Raw genomic sequence first — 17,486 nt, 5'->3', positions numbered from 1 at the left:
ATGGCGGCATCAAAGCGGAACGGGGCGGGTTTGTCACCCCTTCCCGAAAGGGCGGGGCGCGCTATGTGCCGGGGCATGAACAAATATGGCCCGACCCGCGGAGAGCATCTGTTTCGCCTGATCTTCTCGATCTTCGGGCTGGCCATGATCGGCCTTCTGTTCGCGCTGCGCGGGGTGCCAAACGGGCCGGGCCTGGTTGAGGTGGTGGGGATTGCGGCGCTGTTCTTCGGGGTGACGCTGGTCCTGTCGGCTAGGGCCTTGCTGCGCCGGGATCAGGGCTGAAGCGGGATGCGGCCTGCATCCGTCAGGTGATGCACGCTGCGCCCTTCGATGACGACGGCGGTCAGCGGGCCGCCATAGGCCGCCGAACTGTCGATGTTCACGCGATTGCCGTAATGGGTGGCGCGATCCAGCGCGGTATGGCCATGCACGACGAGGAAGCCGTGATCGCGGTTGTCTTCCAGAAAGCCCGCGCGGATCCAGACCAGATCGGTTTCCGCCTGTTCGGCCATCGGGATGCCCGGCCGGATGCCCGCATGGACAAAGACGCAGTCGCCGCGGACATGCCATGTCGGGCGGCTTTCCAGGAAGATGCGGTGGCTGTCGGGAACGGCCTCCACGGCCTCGGCATGGACCGGGGCGATGGGGCGATCCATCGCATTGGGCACGCCATAGGAGGCCAGCGTCGCCGCCCCGCCCAGACGCGGATGCAGCCATGACAGATCCGCGCGCAGGCCGGGCTCGGCCTCGGCCGGATCCCGCAGGAAGCGGGTGAACATGCGGTCGTGATTGCCCTTGAGGGTGATCCAGTTCTCGCCCCGCGCGGTGCCCTGGGCAAGGTGTTCGACCACACCGCGGCAGTCGGGGCCGCGATCCACGTAATCGCCCAGATGGATGACCGGGGCATCGTGATCGCCGGTCTGGCGGCGGTCCTGGGCGATGAGGTCATGGGCGTGCAGGAGCAGATCGAGATGGCCGTGAATGTCACCTATGGCGTAGCTGCGCATCGTGCCTGTCCGTTTTCCCGGTGGAAAGCGCCGGGGGGTTCACATCCCCGGCGCCAGTGGTTCTTGAACCAGTGGCGAACCTCTGGCGCCCCCGTGGGATATTTGGGAACAGATGAAGGGGCAAGGCGGATCGCCCCTTCATCGCTGTTTTGTCAGGCCACCTCGAATTCCAGCGGCTTGACCTGTTGGAACATGCCGGTGGATTCGAGCGTTTCCACCACCTTCGGGTCGATTGCCTGATCGAGGTAGAGGATGGCGATGGCATCCTGACCCACGCCGGAGCGGCCCAAGGTGAAGTTCGCGATGTTGACGTTGTTCTTGCCCATCGTCATGCCCAGAAGGCCGATGATGCCCGGCACGTCCTCGTTCGTGGTATAGAGCATGTGGCGGCCGATTTCGGCGTCGATGTTGATGCCCTTGATCTGGATGAAGCGCGGCTTGCCATCGCTGAAGCAGGTGCCGGCAACCGACCGTTCGCGCTTGTCGGTGACCATCGTGACCTTGATATAGGCATCGAAGACGCCCGTCTTTTCCTGACGGGTGGTGGAGATCTGGATGCCGCGTTCCTTGGCCACCACGGGGGCGGAGACGAGGTTGACGTCGGGGTTATGCGCCTTGAGGACACCCGCGATCACCGACTGGTTCAGCGCGGCGAGGTTCATGTCGGCCACGGCACCGTCGTAGAGGATGTTGATGGCCTTGATCGGTTCATCGGTCATCTGGCCGATGAAGGCACCCAGATGCAGGGCAAGCTTGACCCACGGCCCCATCACTGCCGCCTCTTCCGCCGTGACGTTGGGCATGTTCAGCGCGTTCTGAACGGCGCCGGTGAGCAGGTAGTCGGACATCTGTTCGGCCACTTGCAGCGCCACGTTTTCCTGCGCCTCGGTCGTGGAGGCGCCGAGATGGGGGGTGCAGACGACGTTGGGGTGGTTGAAGAGGACGTTTTCGGTGGCGGGTTCCACTTCGAACACGTCCAGCGCGGCGGCGGCGACATGGCCTGCATCCAGCGCGTCCTTCAGCGCGGCCTCGTCGATCAGGCCGCCACGGGCGCAGTTGATGATGCGGACGCCTTTCTTCGTCTTGGCGAGGTTCTCGCGCGACAGGATGTTGCGGGTCTTGTCGGTGAGCGGCACGTGGAGGGTGATGAAATCGGCGCGGGCGAGGAGGTCGTCGAGGTCTACCTTGGTGACGCCCAGTTGTTTCGCGCGTTCTTCCGACAGGAAGGGATCATAGGCCACGACCTTCATCTTCAGCCCCACGGCGCGGTCGCAGACGATGCCGCCGATATTGCCCGCGCCGATGACGCCAAGGGTCTTGTTGAAAAGTTCGACCCCCATGAATTTCGACTTTTCCCACTTGCCCGCATGGGTGGAGGCGTTGGCTTCGGGGATCTGCCGCGCGATGGAGAACATCATGGCGATGGCATGTTCGGCAGTGGTGATGGAGTTGCCGAAGGGCGTGTTCATCACGATGACGCCCTTCTTGGACGCGGCAGGGATATCGACATTGTCCACACCGATGCCGGCGCGGCCCACGACTTTCAGGTTCGTCGCAGCTTCGAGCAGCTTTTCGGTGACCTTGGTGGCGGAACGGATGGCGAGGCCGTCATAAAGGCCTATCAGTTCGGCCAGCTTTTCCTTGTCCTTGCCGAGTTTCGGCATGTAGTCCACCTCGACCCCGCGGTCGCGGAAGATCTGGACGGCGGTTTCGGAGAGTTCGTCGGAAACGAGAACGCGGGGGGCCATTGGGGGCTCCATTTCTTGAGGGTTCGGGGGGGTGGCGGGGTGAACCCCGCCCTAAGGGGTGGGTAGGGCGGGGTTCACCCCGCCGTCCCGGTCAGGCAGCCTGCGCCAGTGCGGCGATTTCGGCCTGGAACGCGTGGGCGATCCACGGCATCAGGGCAGCGACATCGGCGGTTTCCACGGTCGATCCGCACCAGATGCGCAGGCCGGGGGGGGCGTCGCGATAGGCGCCAACGTCATAGGCCACGCCTGCCTTTTCCAGCCGCTTCGCGACATTCTTCGCGAAGGTTGCGCCGTCGGTGATGCGGGGATCGGTGAATTTCAGGCAGACGCTGGTGGTGGAGGCGGTTGCCGGATCTTCGGCAAGGTTCGCGACCCACGGATTGGCGGCGCAGAAATCCCAGACGGTGCGGGCGTTGGCTTCGGCCCGCGCGATCAGGCCTTTCAGCCCGCCCACGGATTTCGCCCATTTCAGCGCGACGAGGTAATCTTCCACCGCCAGCATCGAGGGGGTGTTGATCGTTTCGCCCACGAAGATGCCGTCGATCAGCTTGCCCTTCGACGTCAGGCGGAAGATCTTTGGCAGGGGCCATGTGGGGGTGTAGGTTTCCAGCCGTTCCACCGCGCGCGGCGACAGGATCAGCATGCCATGCGCGCCTTCGCCGCCCAGCACCTTTTGCCAGGAGAAGGTGGTGACGTCGAGCTTGTCCCAGGGCAGGTCCATCGCGAAGGCGGCCGAGGTGGCGTCGCAGATGGTAAGCCCTTGGCGCGTCGCGGGAATTGCGTCGGCATTGGGAAGGCGGACGCCGGAGGTGGTGCCGTTCCAGGTGAAGACCACGTCAGCGTCGAAGTTTACGGTCGCAAGGTCGACGATCTGGCCGTAGGGGGCCTTTTTCACGACTGCATCCAGCTTGAGCTGTTTCACAACATCGGTGACCCAGCCTTCGCCGAAGCTTTCCCATGCCAGCATTTCGACGGGGCGCGCGCCGAGCATCGTCCACATCGCCATTTCGACGGCGCCGGTGTCGGAGCCGGGGACGATGCCGATGCGGTAATCGGCGGGGACGCCGAGGATTTCGCGGGTGAGGTCGATGGCTTCGGCCAGTTTCGCCTTGCCCACCGCGGCGCGGTGCGAGCGGCCCAGGGGCGCGTCGGCGAGGTGATCAAGGGTAAAGCCGGGGATCTTGGCGCAGGGGCCAGAGGAGAAGCGCGGATTGGCCGGGCGCTTGGCCGGCGGTGTCAGGTCTGTCATGGTAGCCTTCCAGCTAAAAGCCCCTCGTTGGGGAGGGGTGTCCCACGGACGGGGATAGCGGGGCGGTCGGGGTGGCACAAGCGGGAAAATTGCCCTAAAGCGGCGGAACGTCCGGCGAAAACGACGCCTTTGTTCACTATCGGAAACCTCATGTTCATCGCGACCCTGCTGACCGACCCCAAGACCCCCATCCTTGAACGCGCCACGGTAGAGGCGGTGCGGAATGCCTGGGGCGGGGGGGATGCGGTCTGGCTGGAGCCGGGGGTGGCGGCGGAATTTCCCTTGGAAACCATGCCGTTGAACCGCTGGGAGGTGTGGGAAGGGTTGCAGGGGCTGCGCGTCGATCTGGTGGTGCAGGCGGCGGAGGGGCGGCGGAAGCGGGTGCTGCTGGCCGATATGGATTCGACCATGATCGAGCAGGAATGCATCGACGAATTGGCGGATGAGGCGGGCGTGGGCGCGCGGGTGGCGGAAATCACCAGGGCCGCGATGAATGGCGAGCTGGATTTCGAGGGCGCGCTGCGTGAGCGGGTGGGGCTGTTGAAGGGGCTGCCGGTGGCGGTGATCGACAGGGTGATCCGCGACCGGATCACGCTGATGCCGGGGGGGCCTGCGCTGGTGGCGACGATGAAGGCGAACGGGGCCTATGCGGCGCTGGTGTCGGGGGGGTTCACTGCGTTCACCGCGCGGATTGCGGGGGTGTTGGGGTTTGATGAGAACCGGGCCAACACGTTGAATTCAAACGGTGATCTTCTGGATGGCACCGTGGCGGAGCCGATCCTTGGGCGTCAGGCCAAGGTGGATGCGCTGGTGGATATTACCAAACGGTTAAGCATCCCCGAAGCGGCGGTCATGGCCGTAGGGGATGGCGCCAATGATCTGGGGATGCTGAAGCGGGCGGGGGCGGGCGTGGCGCTGCATGCCAAGCCCGTGGTGGCGGCGGAATGTGATATCCGCATCAACCATGGCGATCTGACCGCGCTGCTGTTTGTCCAGGGATATCGGCGCGAGGAGTTTGTCGCGTGATCATCCGGCCCGCCCTTTTGCCGGATGTCGCGGCCATGGCCGCGATCCAGAACGAGATCATCCGCATCGGCGGCACCACCGCCTATGAGACCGAGCGCAGCGAAGACGCCCTGCGCGCCTATATCGACGGGCGGGGCGCGATCTGCTGTTTCGTGGCCGAGGTCGGGGGCGAGGTGATCGGCTTTCAGGCGCTGGGCATCTGGCCCGGCCTGCCCGAGGGATGGGCCGATGTGGGCACCTTCGTGAGGCCCGGATTGCAGGCGAAGGGCACGGGATCGGCGCTGTTCGCGGCGACCTGCGCGGCGGCGCGGGCGGCGGGGGTGCGGGTCATCAATGCCACGATCCGCGCCGACAACCGGCCCGGTCTGGCCTTTTATGCGCGGCAGGGTTTCCGCGATCATGGCGCGGACCCGGATTATCGGCTGGCGAGCGGCCAGCGCGTGGGCCGGGTGCATCGGCGGCTGGATCTTTAGCGGCGGCTGCATGGTGGCGAGGATTTCCGTTCCTGTCGCGAAGGTGCGGGCAGGATTGCGGCGGCGACCTGAAGAAAGCGTGAAGGGGGTGGACGCTCAATCCGCGGGGGCGGCGGGGGTGGCGGTGATGAGGCCAGAGGCTTCCATTTCGGCGCGGGTGGGATACCACATGGTTCCCATGCCGACCGAGACGACCTTGACCGCGAAATCCGGGCTGACGCCGTGGCGCAGCAGGTGGGAGATCAGCTTGTTCGCGTCGCGCTGGCCTTCGTCATAGACCCATTCGGCAAAGGCGAATTCGTCGCGCCAGCCTGCCTCGTCCTTCGTGTCTTCGTAATAGGCGCGCATGCTTTCCACGCCCCAGCTTGACGGGTGAAGGCCGATGCGGCCGCCCCGGTTCATGCGGCGTTCGGTTCCGGCGGCGAAGAGGATGGCGCAGGCGCTGGCGCATTCGCCGTGAACTTCGGTCCTGAGACCGTAATCTTCAATGATTGCAGCCATTTCATAGGCGGCCTCGATATAGCCACCATCCGAGGTGAGGCGCATCGTATCGAGCCGGCCTTCGTGCCGTTCGAGGATGGAACGCAGGGCGCCGATGTCTTCATAGGCGATGTCGCCGACGGTGTCGTCGGCTGTCATGCCGGAGGCCGGGTCGATCAGGCTGGCATCGACGGGATGGGCGGTGTCGTAGATCAGCCGGTTGCCATCAAGCGTGAAGCGCGTTTCGGCATGGGCCAGCGCGGGCAGGGCAAGAAGGCCGAGTAGGAGAAGGGTTCTGGACACGGGTCTGCCTCTTGTTCCTGCGCGGCGACAGATTAGCGACCGGGGGAAAAGGCGCAAGCCGGGGGCGGGGGTTTACAATGGGCGGGCGGCGGCGGAAGAAGGCGGCATGGTTTTCGAGGTTGCAACCCATCTTGCCCTGCTGCTGATCCTGGCTGCCTTTCTGGCGGGGTTCGTGGATTCCATCGCGGGGGGCGGGGGGCTGATCTCGGTTCCGGCGCTGCTGCTGGCGGGGGCTTCACCGATAGAAGCCTTGGCAACCAACAAGTTGCAGGGCACTTTCGGGGCGGCGACGGCGACGGCGACCTATGCGCGGGCGGGGCATGTGCGGCTGCGCGATCAGGTGGGAATGGCCGTGATTTCGGCGATCGGCGGGGCGGCGGGGGCGCTGGTCGCGCATCTGATGCCGGTGGGGTTTCTGCGGATCGTGATGCCGGTGATCCTTGTGGCGGTGGCGCTTTTCTTCGCGTTCAAACCGGGGCTGAGCGACGATGACCGGGTGGAGCGGATCCGGCCGGGGATCTTTGCCGTGACGGCGGTGCCGTTGATTGCGGCCTATGACGGGTTCTTTGGCCCGGGGACGGGGTCGTTCTTCATGCTGGCCTTCGTGATGCTGGCGGGGTTCGGCGTGCTGAAGGCCACGGCGCATACGAAGCTTTTGAATTTCGCCAGCAATATCGGGTCTTTGGCGGTGTTCATCCCATCGGGGGCGATGTGGTGGGCGGTAGGGCTGGCGATGGCGGCGGCGCAGGTGGCCGGGGCTTCGCTGGGGGCGCGGCTGGCGATGCGGGTGGGCGCGCGGCTGATCAAGCCGCTGCTGGTGGTGACGTCGACGGGGATGGCGGGGCGGCTTTTGTGGCAGGTTCTGGCCTAGTTTTGCCATTAACTTCCGTAGCTTGGCCGGAAAATGGCGTGCAGCGCCCGGTGCAGACGTGCAGTGCAGACAGGCGTATGCACGCAGCGCACGGTGAAAGCGTTAACCTTAAAGGAAGATGACGATCCTGAGTCCAGATTGTCAGGCGGTGGTGCCACCCCAATCGGCATCCTGCATCTCGCGCAGGCGGGAGGCGGTGCGTTCGAATTCGAAGGCGCCGGTCCCTTCGATATAGAGCCGTTCGGGTTCATCGGCGGCGGAGCAGATCAGGCGGACGCGCGCCTCGTAGAGGGCGTCGATCAGGGTGACGAAGCGCTTTGCCTCGTTGTAGTTCGAGGCCGAAAGCTGGGGGATGTCTTCGAGGATCAGCACGCGGACGGCCTGCGCGATGGCGAGGAAATCGGCCGGGCCAAGCGGGCGGGCGCAGAGATCCCAGAAGGTGGCCCGCGCGACGCCGCTGGAGAATTGCGGCAGTTCCACCACGCGGCCATTGACCGAAAGGCGGAGCGGTTCGGAAGGCAGGCCGCCGGTGAGCGCATCCCAGATCGCGGCAATCTCGCCCTTCACCTTGCCCGCGGGGTGGAAATAGACCTGCGCGCCCTGCAGGCGGTGCTGGCGGTAATCGGTCGGGCTTTCGAGTTCGGCCACGGTGAGGCGGGCGCGGATCAGGTCGATGAAGGGCAGGAAGAGCGCGCGATTCAGCCCGTTCTTGTACAGATCCTCGGGCGGGCGGTTCGAGGTGGTGACGATCACCACCCCGCCTGCGAGGAGTTTCTCGAACAGGCGGCCCACCACCATGGCATCGGTGATGTCTGTGATCTGCATTTCGTCGAAGGCGAGGAGGCGGGTGGTTTGCAGGATGGCATCGGCCACGGGGGCGAGGGGATCCTCGACCCCTTTCTTGCGGGCCTCGTGCATGCCGTGGTGGATTTCCTGCATGAAGGCGTGGAAATGCACGCGCCGCTTGGCGGTGATCGCGGTGGATTCGGTAAAAAGGTCCATCAGCATGGACTTGCCGCGCCCGACACCGCCCCAGATGTAGAAGCCTTTCGGCGGCGTGACGGGCTTTGCGAAGAGGCCCGCGAAAAGGCCGATGCGGCGGGTGGCGTTCTCTTCCAGCCAGAGGCGGAGCGATTCGAGGCCGGGCAGCAGGGCGTGCTGCGCCGGATCGGCGCGGAGCGTGCCGGAGGCGACGCGCTGGTCATAGATCTCGGTCAATGTTTGCCGCATACCGTTGTATACCGCCCCCAACCTGCCGTGGGAAGCATCCCCTTGCCCATCCCGGGACCATACCTTCGTATGGCCTCCTGCCGAAAGGCAATCGCAACGATCCAGACGACAGATCCACCCATCGAAAGCACCGGGCTATGGTGATCGGGACGTGGATGGCGAGTCGTCGTCATCCGGAAGCGAAGGCGGTGTGACATGAACCATGCGATCAACGAGCTGAATGCGAATGCGATCGACCCGATGTTCGGGCGTTCCTATGCGGCGCGCGGTGATGTCATGCCGGAATTCCGCATGCCGCAGGGCTGGTGGCTGGTGCCTGCCGTCCTGGGCGGGGCTGCCGGTTGGGCCGCCCTGATTTCGGCGGCTTTCTTCTGAGGCGTGGCCCTAAACCCTGCGCGCGGAACGTCGTTCAAGATAACGGATCATCGCGCAGGAGGCAGGAATGGCCGTCGCCCATCTTTACGGATTGAACCCCATCCAGAGCGAAGCGCCCCGTGCGCCACGCATGTTTGTGGAACCGGGCGACTTTGCCAGTGTGGCCGAGTTGGCCCTGTCCATCTCGGGCTGTGCAAGGGCCTGCATCCGGCTGGAAGACCCCGAGAGCGGGCAGATCCGCCTGGCCTTCTTTCCCGAACTGAAGGGTGTGAGCGACCTGCCCGAGGCGCTGTTGCCGGTGGATCAGGCCGTGGCCCGGCTGGGCGGGCCATCGCTGCAGCAGCAGATGCGCGCGGCGGGGTTGCCGGAACTGGCCTTCTGGGCCGGGTTTTCGCTGAAATCGCAGGACGGGCGATTGCTGGGCGTGCTGGGCCTGATGGACCCGCAGCATCGCGAACTATCGGATCAGGTGCTGGCCCAGCTTGCGCATCTGGCGGATATCCTGTCGCGCGGGATCGGGATGGCGGCATCGACGATCCGGGCGCTGGCGCGGCAATCGCTGGGGCTGATCGAGGATGTGTCGGAGCTGGACAATGGCGCGGCTTCGGCGGCGCTGACGGGGCTTTTGCGCTATGCCGCCGGGCGGGTGCCAAGCTCGGCCGAGGCGATGGCGATGCGGATCGCGGGGCTGGCGGATCTTTCGGGCGGGTTGCTGCTGCTGACACCGCCGGCGCGGGACATCCTTTACACGCACGGGTTCCGCAACCTGCCGAAGGAGGGGATGGAGGTTCCGGCCCCGGCGGGCAGCCCTGCCCCGGCATCGGCGGCCCCGGCCAAGGCGGTGGAGTTTTCCACCATGGCGCGGCTGCGCATCGGCGAGGTGCATCACGACATCGCCCGCGATGACGAGACGGAGAAATTCGCCTTCCGCATCAGCGGCACGGATGCGCCCTGGGTTCTGCTGGACAATGGTCTGGAACAGGGCTGGCCGGAAATGGCGGCCGAGATCATCAAGCGGACGCGCAACGCGACCTTCGATTATGTGCGGATGCACATGATCCATGACCGCGAGGCGGCCTCGGCGCCCGGGGAATTCGTCTACAATCTTTACGGCATCGAATGGGCGGTGCGCGGGACGCCGGATCAGGCCGAGGCGCGGGGCGAGGATGGTGTCTGGACGGGCTTTGATGCGGCCCATGTCAGCCATGACGCGCCGCGCGATTTTTCCGCGCTGGCGGCCTTTGCCGCCATCCCCGACCTGGCAGAGCGGATCGGGCAGGATGTGCATGAATGGTCGAAGCGGATCGCGGCAGGATCGGAGGTGACACCCGTTTTCGGGTGATCACTCTCCCTCCATCGCGACGATGCTTTCCCGAAGGCGGCCGACGGCCGCCTTCTTGATCTGGCTGACACGGCCCGTCGTGACGCCGAGGATTTCGGCGATTTCATAGACGTTCAGTTCTTCCACGAAATAGAGTTGCAGGACCAGCGCCTCGCGCTCGGGCAGGTCGCCCAGGGCGCGGCGGAGCATCTTGCGCATCTGATCCTGCTGCATCTTGTCCTCGACCGAGCGGCCGGCATCGGAAAAGAGCATGGAGTGATCGGAATAGACCTCGTCCAGCGACTTGATCTGGCTGGCGCCGAACTGGGTTTGCCAGTCTTCAAGCTCGGCCACGGTGATGCCCATGTCGGCGGCGATCTCGGCCTTTTCGGGGGCGCGGAGAAGCTGCTGTTCCAGTTTCAGCACCGAGGCGCGCATCTTCTGCTGCATCACGATGGTGGCGCGGCAGAGCGAGGAGGAGGCGCGGAGATAGTCGATGATGGAGCCGCGGATGCGGATGGCGGCATAGGCGGCGAAGGTTGCGCCCTGACGCGGGGTATAGCGCTGGGCGGCATCGACAAGGCCCATATAGCCCACCTGGAGCATATCCTCGATCTCGGCCATGCGGCCGACGCGGCCATGCAGGTGCCAGGCGATCTTGCGGACAAGGTCCATGTGGGAGCGGACCAGTTTCTCGGGCGAGGGGCCGTCCTGTTCGGCATAGCGTTTGGCGAGCATCATTCGCGCCCTTTCTGTGAAAGTTCGGGAAAGCGGATCATTCGGCGGCCTCGCGACAGGCGGGGGACCAGCCGTTGGCCCAGTTGCGGAGATCCTCTGCGCCGGGGCGGGAGAGGCTGTTGATCAGTCCGGTGCCCGCCGCGATGCGCGTGAGCCTGAGCCCGGCCTGGGCAATGGCGGAAAGTTCGGCCTGTTCGGGCCACCACTGATCGAGCCCGGTGAGGGTGACGGTGGGCGAGAAGGCCTGCCAGTCATGGCAGAGGCGCGCGATGCGCGCGGGGTGAAGGCCCGCGGGCAGGCAGAGGATCAGTTCCGCGCCGTCGGTTTCGATCAGCCGGGCGGCGAGATCGGGGGCGGCGTCGGGGATATCGGACAGGTCCACGATCTGCGGCGCGTCGGGGCGCGGTTCGGGCAGGTGCATGGCGGCGGCCAGCGTGGGCCGGTCGGGCATGAGGCCCATCAGGCGGCACCAGCCGCGCAGGCGATCCTCGACCAGCAGGGCCGCGGGGACCGGGGCGATGATCTGCGGGCGGATGCCTGCCTCGGCCAGCATCAGCCGGGCGGCCAGGCGGGCGGCGAGCATGGATTTGCCCGCGCCGGGGGGGCCTGCGATCAGGATGCGGGTGGGCCAATCCTCGGCCAGGCTTTCGGGAAGGAAGAGGCGGCGGGAGAGATCCTCCAGCGGGTCGGGCGTGCGCAGGGGGGGCTTGGCGCGGAAGGGGCCGGGGGCAGCGGCCGCGCCAGCGGCCCGGCGGGCGGCGGCGCGGGCGGCCTCGGCGCGCAGAGCCTCGGCGAAGCTGGCCATGGAGGCGTGGGGATCTTCGGGTTCGGGTTCGGCTTCGGGTTCGGGATCGGCGTCGATGCCGTCATCGAAGGGATCCTGCGGCGCGGCGGCGGGTGCTGCGCTGGCGCGCGGGTCCGCGTCGGGCGGCAGGGCGGTGACTTCGACCATGCCGCCGGAATGACGGGTGGAGAGGATCAGCGCATCGGGGCCCAGGCGGCGGCGGAGTTCCTCCATCGCCTTGTGGCTGTCGGGCGCGCGGACGGTGATGGCAGTCATCTGTCAGCCCCCATGGGTTGCGGTTGCGGTTGGGGTTGCGGGCTGGCCATGCGGGGCAGCTGCTGCTGGCCACCGATGGAAGCCACGACTTCGACGCGGCGGTTTTCGGGCAGTTCGTTGATGCCCATGACGATGGCATCGGGCAGATGCGGGCGCAGGAATTGCGCGAAGCTGCGGCGCAACTGGCCTGCGACGATGATCACCGCCTGCTTGCCCTGGCCCGTGGCGTTTTCCAGCGCATCGGACAGCGACTGGATCAGCGTGCCGGCAAGGCCGGTGTCGAGCATCAGCCCCTCTTCGCCCTGACGGCGGGCGCGGATCAGGAGCTGTTCCAGTTCGGGATCGAGCGTGATCAGCGGCAGGGGCGTGTTGATCGGCACCATCTGCTGCAGCAGGAGCGGGATCAGGATCGGGCGCAGGCTTTCGGCCATGTCGGCGGCGGACAGGTTGCGCGGGGCCAGTTCGGCCACGCCTTCGAGGATGCGGCGCAGGTCGCCCACCGGGATGCGTTCCGAAAGCAGCACGCGAAGGACGGCGGTGACGGTGTGCAGCGGCACGAGTTTCGGGACCACCGCATTGACGAGCGTGGGCGAGACGCGGGAGAGCGTGTCGAGCAGCGTCTGCACGTCATCGGGACCGATGAGGTCGGCGGCGTGCTTGTAGAGCAGTTGCGACAGGTGGGTGGCGATGACGGATTCGGGTTCGACGACGACGTGATCATCGGCCTCGGCCTCGGGCAGCTGGTGCGGCAGGATCCAGACGGCATCCAGGCCGAAGGAGGGATCCTTGACGTCGATGCCCTTCAGCTTGCGCGTGGAATTGGCGCCGGGGATGGCAAGCTTGCGGTCAGGATAGACCACATCCTCGCCCCGGATCACCTGGCCGATGCGGATGCGATACTGGTTGGGCGTCAGCGTCAGGTCATCGCGGATGCGCACGCCGGGCACGACGAAGCCCATGGCCTTTGACACTTCGCGGCGGATCGCGGTGATGCGCTGCACCAGCGCGCCGCCGCCTTCGCCCGCCAGCGGGATCAGCGCATAGCCGATCTGGAGCGAGACGGGGGCATGGTCGGTGACATCGTCGGGGGTGATCGCCTCGGTTCCCGGGCGGGCGGCATCGCCTGCGGCGGCGGCGGCGGCGGCGGCCTGGCCCTGGGGCGCGGCGGTGCCTTCGGCATCGGGGCGGATGTCGACGCGGCCGAACCAGGCCAGCGCGGCGGCCACGGCGGCGAAGAAGAGGAACATCATGTTCGGCATGCCGGGGACAAGGCCCACGATGGCCATGACGCCCGCCACCGGCAGCCAGGCCTGGCGCAGGTGGATCTGCTTGGCGATCAGGCCCGACATGTCATGCGCCGAGGAGACGCGGGTGACGATGATGGCGGTGGCGATGGACAGCAGAAGCGCCGGGATCTGGGCGACGAGACCGTCGCCGATGGAAAGCAGCACATAGGTTTCCGCCGCAGCGCCGATACCCAGACCGTGCTGCAGGGTGCCGATGAGGATGCCGCCGATGATGTTGATGACGAGGATCAGGATCCCGGCCATGGCATCGCCCTTGACGAATTTCCCCGCGCCATCCATCGCGCCGTAGAAATCCGCCTCGGCCGCGACTTCGGCGCGGCGGGTGCGGGCCTCGTCGGGTGTCAGAAGTCCGGCGTTCAGGTCGGCGTCGATGGCCATCTGCTTGCCCGGCATGGCATCGAGGGTGAAGCGGGCCGACACTTCCGACACGCGACCCGCGCCCTTGGTGATCACCACCAGGTTGATGATCACGAGGATGATGAAGACCAGCAGGCCGACGATGAAATTGCCCGCGATGACGAATTTCCCGAAGGCCTCGATCACCTTGCCGGCGGCATCGTGGCCGGTATGGCCTTCGGAGAGGACGATGCGGGTAGAGGCCACGTTCAGCGCCAGGCGGAAGATGGTGGCGATCAGCAAGAGGCTGGGAAAGCTGGAGAAATCCAGCGGGCGATAGCTGTAGAGCGCGACCATCAGGATCACGAGCGAGAGCAGGATATTGCCCACGAAGAAGACGTCGAGAAGGAGGACGGGCAGCGGCAGCACCATCATCGCGATGATCGCGAGGATGCCCAGCGGCAGGGCAAGGCCCCCCATGGCGGCGGCGGCGCCCGATCTGGCGGGGACGGCGGTCATGGGCGGGATCCCGTGGAACTGGCAAGGTGTGCGATGGTCATGTTTCCGTCATCCGGACTGGCGTCTTGGGCATTCGGCGGGGTTCGTGCAAAGGCCGTGCCAGACGGGGTGGAGGGGGCAGGAAAAGCGGCGGCGGGGGCGGCAGTCGCGCGGGATGCGAAAGGGGCGGGCGGGTGGCATGGGGATTGCACGGAAGGGCGCGACCGATGTCTTCCGTGAAGGAGCCCCGAATGCCCCGCGCCGCCGCCCTGACCCCCGCGATCCTGCTGGCCCTGCCCCTGCTGGCGGGCTGTGTATCGACGCCGCAGACGGCCAGCGATGCGTTGCCGCTGAGTGCGACGGAGCAGACGCGGCAGCTGGCCGAGGTGAAGGACAATCTGGATGCCGCCGACCGGATGGGCGCGCCGCCCCCGGCCGCCGTGGCGGGCAGCGAGGCGCGGCCTCTGAAGGGGCTGGGCTTTGCCCAGATCTCGGGCCAGCCGGGCAAGACGGTGAATGAAAAGCGCCTGATGGCGATCCGCGCGGCGCGGATGGATGCGCTGCGCGACCTGACCGAGCAGGTGCATGGGATCCGGATTTCGGCTTCGACCACGGTGCGCGATGCGGTGGTGAAGGAGGACAGCCTGTCGGCGGTGGTGCAGGGCACCCTGCGGGGGGCGCGGACGACGCGGGTAAGCGCCTCGGGCAGCGACAGCTATGAGGTGGAGATGGTGCTGGACCGCGAGACAGTGGCCTATATCGTGCGCGCGCTGAAGGGGCGGGTGTGATGCGGCGCGCGCTGACGCTGCGGGCGCTGCTGGTTCTGGCGGCGCTGGTCGTGGCGCTGCCGCTGCGGGCGGCGGAGGGGCTTGTGGTGCAGGCCACGGGCTTTGCCATCCAGTCGGGGGCGGAAGATGCCGCCAGCGCGAAGCGGCGGGCGGTGGCGGATGCGCTGCTGCAGGCGGCGCTGTCGGGGGGGGCCTCGGTCCAGGGGCATACGGTGGTGGACAAGAGCGTTGTGACCGCCGACCTGCTGATCGTGCGGCCCGTCGGGCGGGTGCTGCGCCATCAGGTGCTGAGCCTGACGCAGGCGGGCGGCACCTGGACGGCGGTGATCGAGGCGGTGGTGGGCGCGGGCGTTTCGGGCCAGTGCGAAAGGCGGCGGAACCTGAAAGTGACGGTCTATGCGCCGCTGATCCGGGTGCGGCCCGATGCGCCGGCCTGGAGCGAGCCGCTGGCGATGGAAGTGGCCAAGATGCTGGTGCGGCGGCTGGAGGCGCATCCGGCGATCCGGATGGTGCGCGTGACGGATCGCGAGATGCCGCGGATTTCGAAGGCACGCGAGGCCTTCGATTACGAGACGCTGACGCGCGGTTCCACCCGGATGGGGGAAGGCGAGCATGGCTTCATCCCGGTGGTGGTGATGGATGTGGGCGGCGCGGGGGCGCGGCCGGAACTGCGGATGGATCTGGAGATGGTCCTGATCGCGGCGGACAGCACGGAATCGCGGCAGGCGATCCGGCGCAGCGTGCCCTTGCCGGCGGTTTCGCCGCTGGGCCGGCTGGCGGTGGCGATCGAGCCGGATCGCCGCCAGCTTGCCGCCCGGCTGACCGAGGGGATCGAGGCCGAGATGGACGCGCTGCTGGATATCGAGACCTGCCGCCCGGTGACGGCCAATCTGGCCGTGGCGGGCGGGCGGATCGAGGCACCGGTGGGGCGCGATCACGGGCTGACGCGGGGCAGCATCGCCTTTACCGCCGATGCGGACCATTCGACCGAGATGCTGGAAGTGGTGGAGATCGGCGCCAAGCGCGTGGTGCTGCGCCCGCTGGACCCTGGGCGCGGCGCAAAAAGCTTTGCCGGGCGGCCCGTCAGATTTGTGGAGACGGGGCTGTGAGGGGGATCCTGCTGGGGATGGGGCTGATGCTGGCCGCGCCGGTGGCGGTGCCGGTGGCGGCGATGGATTACGCGGCAGGCGTGCCAGGCGATGAGGTGGGCCGCCTCGTGCGCGCCGCCATGGCCGAGGCGGGCGAGGCCGTGCCGGATTTCGCCGATCCACCGCGCGCCTATCCGCCCTGCGGGGGCAATGTACACGTGCAGCCACGCCAGGGCAGCTGGTCCACGGCCGAGATTTCCTGCGATGCCCCGGTCTGGAGCCGGGCGCTGCGCACGGGGGCCATGGCCGCGGGATCGGCGGCCCGACTTCCGGCACAGGATGTGCAAGGGACGGGTCGAATGGTGGTGACGCTGGCGCGCAGCCTGCCGCGCGGCACGGTGCTGACGGCGGGGGATATCGTGCTGGCCCCGGCGGATGCCCGCCAGCCCGACGAGATATTCACCGATCCCGCCCAGGTGATCGGGCGGCGCACGAAGGCCGCGCTGGGCGAGGGCAAGCCACTGCTTCTGCGCCAGCTGGAGCCGGTCTGGCTGGTGGCGAAGGGCAGCCATGTGCTGCTGGCGGCCAGGGCGGGGGGCCTGTCGGTTTCCGCCCCGGCAGAGGCGCTGGAGGATGGGGGAATGGGCGACGTGATCCGCGTCCTGAACCTGTCCAGCCAGCGCGAGGTGAAGGTAATGGTGACCGGACAGAATTCTGTGACCGCGCAGACTAACATGCGCTGAAATCTGTCCGTAATGACAGCTAAACGGAGGCTCTCATGGTAGACCCAATCTCGACATCAGGCATTCGCCCGCGCGTGACGCGCCCCGGGGAAGATGCAGGCGTGACGGTGCAGGGTTCCGCTGTTGGCGCTGCTGCTTCGGCTGTTCCCACTGCTGCGGGCGACAGCGTGAAGCTGAGCCCGGCGGCGCAAGCCCTGCCCGAGGAACTCAAGTCCGGTCCTCCCGTCGATCTTCAGATCGTCGCGAAGATCAAGGAGGCGATTGCCGAAGGCAAGTATCCCATCGATCTGGAGGCGATCACGGAAAGCCTGTTCGAGAACTATCTCGAACTGGTGTCGTGACCTGCCGCGAAACCCGAAGCTGCTGACGATCCGGAGCCTATGCCATGACAATCGGCACCATTGCCGCCCTGCTTGCCACCCTGATGGCGGGCGTGATCCTTCTGACCCTTGGCCTGTGGCGGCTGCGCCATCGGGCCGAAGGCCCCGGTGCCGAGATGGCGGCCGAGATGGCGGATGGCCTGCCGCAGGGCGCGGCGGGAACGGAGCTGGCCGCCACCCTGGCGGCACGGCTGGAGGGCGTGATGGCCGAGCAGGCACGGCGGCAGTCGGACGTTCTGACGGTGGCGCTGGCGGGGCTGAAGGCCGATCTGCAGCATCTGAAATCGGATGTGGAATGGCTGGCGGGCGAGCGCATGATCGAACAGGCGATCCAGATGGCGCAGACCGGGCTGGACCCCGATGACATCGGGCGCGAGCTTGGCCTGACGCGGGACACGGCGGAAACCATCGCAACCTTCCGCAAGCACTGAGACCAGGCAAGAGCAGTAAGGGAAAGGCCGGGCC

The 17,486-nt window shown here is 66.9% G+C and carries 19 protein-coding genes; 11 read left to right on the top strand and 8 right to left on the bottom strand.

The features are described from left to right. Positions 1 to 75 precede the first annotated feature (75 nt). On the top strand, positions 76 to 282 hold the full coding sequence (locus G5V65_RS04235) for a hypothetical protein (RefSeq protein ID WP_165047333.1): 207 nt from the start codon (positions 76 to 78) through the stop codon (positions 280 to 282). Here G5V65_RS04235 and G5V65_RS04230 read toward each other — a convergent pair. The 3 genes from G5V65_RS04230 to G5V65_RS04220 all read right to left on the bottom strand — a co-directional run bounded on the left by G5V65_RS04230 (position 273) and on the right by G5V65_RS04220 (position 4,004). Further along, the gene (locus tag G5V65_RS04230) at positions 273 to 1,007 is read right to left on the bottom strand and encodes a metallophosphoesterase (RefSeq protein ID WP_165047332.1); all 735 of its coding nucleotides are present in this window, start codon (positions 1,005 to 1,007) and stop codon (positions 273 to 275) included. The two genes, G5V65_RS04235 and G5V65_RS04230, sit on opposite strands and share 10 nt — an antisense overlap. A 152-nt stretch (positions 1,008 to 1,159) precedes the next feature. Further along, on the bottom strand, positions 1,160 to 2,755 hold the full coding sequence (gene serA, locus G5V65_RS04225; protein ID WP_165047331.1) for a phosphoglycerate dehydrogenase: 1,596 nt from the start codon (positions 2,753 to 2,755) through the stop codon (positions 1,160 to 1,162). A gap of 91 nt (positions 2,756 to 2,846) precedes the next feature. After that, positions 2,847 to 4,004, bottom strand: a complete 1,158-nt coding sequence (locus tag G5V65_RS04220) for a phosphoserine transaminase (protein ID WP_165047330.1) — start codon at positions 4,002 to 4,004, stop codon at positions 2,847 to 2,849. A 150-nt stretch (positions 4,005 to 4,154) separates the two neighbouring features. Between G5V65_RS04220 and serB the strand changes: the two genes are divergently transcribed. Together serB and G5V65_RS04210 are read left to right on the top strand one after the other, a co-directional pair. Beyond that, positions 4,155 to 5,030: a phosphoserine phosphatase SerB gene (serB, locus tag G5V65_RS04215; protein ID WP_165047328.1), complete on the top strand. Its 876-nt coding sequence runs from the start codon at positions 4,155 to 4,157 to the stop codon at positions 5,028 to 5,030. Next, a complete protein-coding gene (locus G5V65_RS04210; protein WP_165047327.1) occupies positions 5,027 to 5,503 on the top strand; it encodes a GNAT family N-acetyltransferase in 477 nt (158 codons plus the stop codon). The genes serB and G5V65_RS04210 overlap by 4 nt, the downstream gene beginning before the upstream one ends. A 96-nt stretch (positions 5,504 to 5,599) precedes the next feature. On the opposite strand, the gene G5V65_RS04205 is transcribed toward G5V65_RS04210, so the two are convergent. Next, complete coding sequence (locus tag G5V65_RS04205) at positions 5,600 to 6,286, bottom strand: COG3904 family protein (protein WP_165047326.1); 687 nt, start codon at positions 6,284 to 6,286, stop codon at positions 5,600 to 5,602. 106 nt (positions 6,287 to 6,392) lie between these two features. Between G5V65_RS04205 and G5V65_RS04200 the strand changes: the two genes are divergently transcribed. Further along, positions 6,393 to 7,157 (top strand): TSUP family transporter, encoded by a 765-nt coding sequence (locus tag G5V65_RS04200; RefSeq protein WP_165047325.1) that lies wholly within the window; start codon positions 6,393 to 6,395, stop codon positions 7,155 to 7,157. A gap of 141 nt (positions 7,158 to 7,298) precedes the next feature. Here the strand turns inward: G5V65_RS04200 and zapE are convergent, their stop codons facing one another. Next, complete coding sequence (zapE, locus tag G5V65_RS04195) at positions 7,299 to 8,387, bottom strand: cell division protein ZapE (RefSeq protein WP_165047324.1); 1,089 nt, start codon at positions 8,385 to 8,387, stop codon at positions 7,299 to 7,301. A 195-nt stretch (positions 8,388 to 8,582) separates the two neighbouring features. Here zapE and G5V65_RS04190 point away from each other — a divergent pair, with 195 nt between their 5' ends. Continuing rightward, the gene (locus G5V65_RS04190) at positions 8,583 to 8,762 is read left to right on the top strand and encodes a hypothetical protein (protein WP_165047323.1); all 180 of its coding nucleotides are present in this window, start codon (positions 8,583 to 8,585) and stop codon (positions 8,760 to 8,762) included. A gap of 67 nt (positions 8,763 to 8,829) precedes the next feature. Continuing rightward, the gene (locus G5V65_RS04185; protein ID WP_165047321.1) at positions 8,830 to 10,104 is read left to right on the top strand and encodes a hypothetical protein; all 1,275 of its coding nucleotides are present in this window, start codon (positions 8,830 to 8,832) and stop codon (positions 10,102 to 10,104) included. Here G5V65_RS04185 and G5V65_RS04180 read toward each other — a convergent pair whose 3' ends face one another. From G5V65_RS04180 to flhA, 3 genes are read right to left on the bottom strand one after another with little or no spacing between them, the layout of a single operon-like run. After that, positions 10,105 to 10,824, bottom strand: a complete 720-nt coding sequence (locus tag G5V65_RS04180; protein WP_165047320.1) for a sigma-70 family RNA polymerase sigma factor — start codon at positions 10,822 to 10,824, stop codon at positions 10,105 to 10,107. A 34-nt stretch (positions 10,825 to 10,858) separates the two neighbouring features. Beyond that, complete coding sequence (locus G5V65_RS04175) at positions 10,859 to 11,881, bottom strand: hypothetical protein (protein WP_165047319.1); 1,023 nt, start codon at positions 11,879 to 11,881, stop codon at positions 10,859 to 10,861. Further along, positions 11,878 to 14,043 carry a flagellar biosynthesis protein FlhA gene (gene flhA, locus G5V65_RS04170; RefSeq protein WP_165047318.1) on the bottom strand — a complete coding sequence of 722 codons (2,166 nt, stop codon included), beginning with the start codon at positions 14,041 to 14,043 and terminating at the stop codon, positions 11,878 to 11,880. Before flhA ends, G5V65_RS04175 begins: the two co-directional genes overlap by 4 nt. A gap of 230 nt (positions 14,044 to 14,273) precedes the next feature. On the opposite strand from flhA, the gene G5V65_RS04165 reads away from it, so the two are divergent. From G5V65_RS04165 to G5V65_RS04145, 5 genes are read left to right on the top strand one after another with little or no spacing between them, the layout of a single operon-like run. Next, positions 14,274 to 14,810, top strand: a complete 537-nt coding sequence (locus G5V65_RS04165; protein ID WP_165047317.1) for an LPP20 family lipoprotein — start codon at positions 14,274 to 14,276, stop codon at positions 14,808 to 14,810. Next, complete coding sequence (locus G5V65_RS04160; protein WP_241250433.1) at positions 14,810 to 15,919, top strand: hypothetical protein; 1,110 nt, start codon at positions 14,810 to 14,812, stop codon at positions 15,917 to 15,919. The genes G5V65_RS04165 and G5V65_RS04160 overlap by 1 nt, the downstream gene beginning before the upstream one ends. Further along, positions 15,916 to 16,641 carry a flagellar basal body P-ring formation chaperone FlgA gene (gene flgA / locus G5V65_RS04155; RefSeq protein WP_343162815.1) on the top strand — a complete coding sequence of 242 codons (726 nt, stop codon included), beginning with the start codon at positions 15,916 to 15,918 and terminating at the stop codon, positions 16,639 to 16,641. The genes G5V65_RS04160 and flgA overlap by 4 nt, the downstream gene beginning before the upstream one ends. A 35-nt stretch (positions 16,642 to 16,676) precedes the next feature. Continuing rightward, positions 16,677 to 16,982 carry a flagellar biosynthesis anti-sigma factor FlgM gene (gene flgM / locus G5V65_RS04150; RefSeq protein WP_165047316.1) on the top strand — a complete coding sequence of 102 codons (306 nt, stop codon included), beginning with the start codon at positions 16,677 to 16,679 and terminating at the stop codon, positions 16,980 to 16,982. 44 nt (positions 16,983 to 17,026) lie between these two features. Next, positions 17,027 to 17,452 (top strand): DUF2802 domain-containing protein, encoded by a 426-nt coding sequence (locus G5V65_RS04145; protein WP_165047315.1) that lies wholly within the window; start codon positions 17,027 to 17,029, stop codon positions 17,450 to 17,452. Positions 17,453 to 17,486 lie beyond the last annotated feature (34 nt).

Source organism: Paragemmobacter kunshanensis, assembly GCF_011059185.1.
Classification (GTDB): Bacteria; Pseudomonadota; Alphaproteobacteria; order Rhodobacterales; family Rhodobacteraceae; genus Paragemmobacter; species Paragemmobacter kunshanensis.
This window is presented reverse-complemented; position numbering and strand designations above follow the sequence as displayed.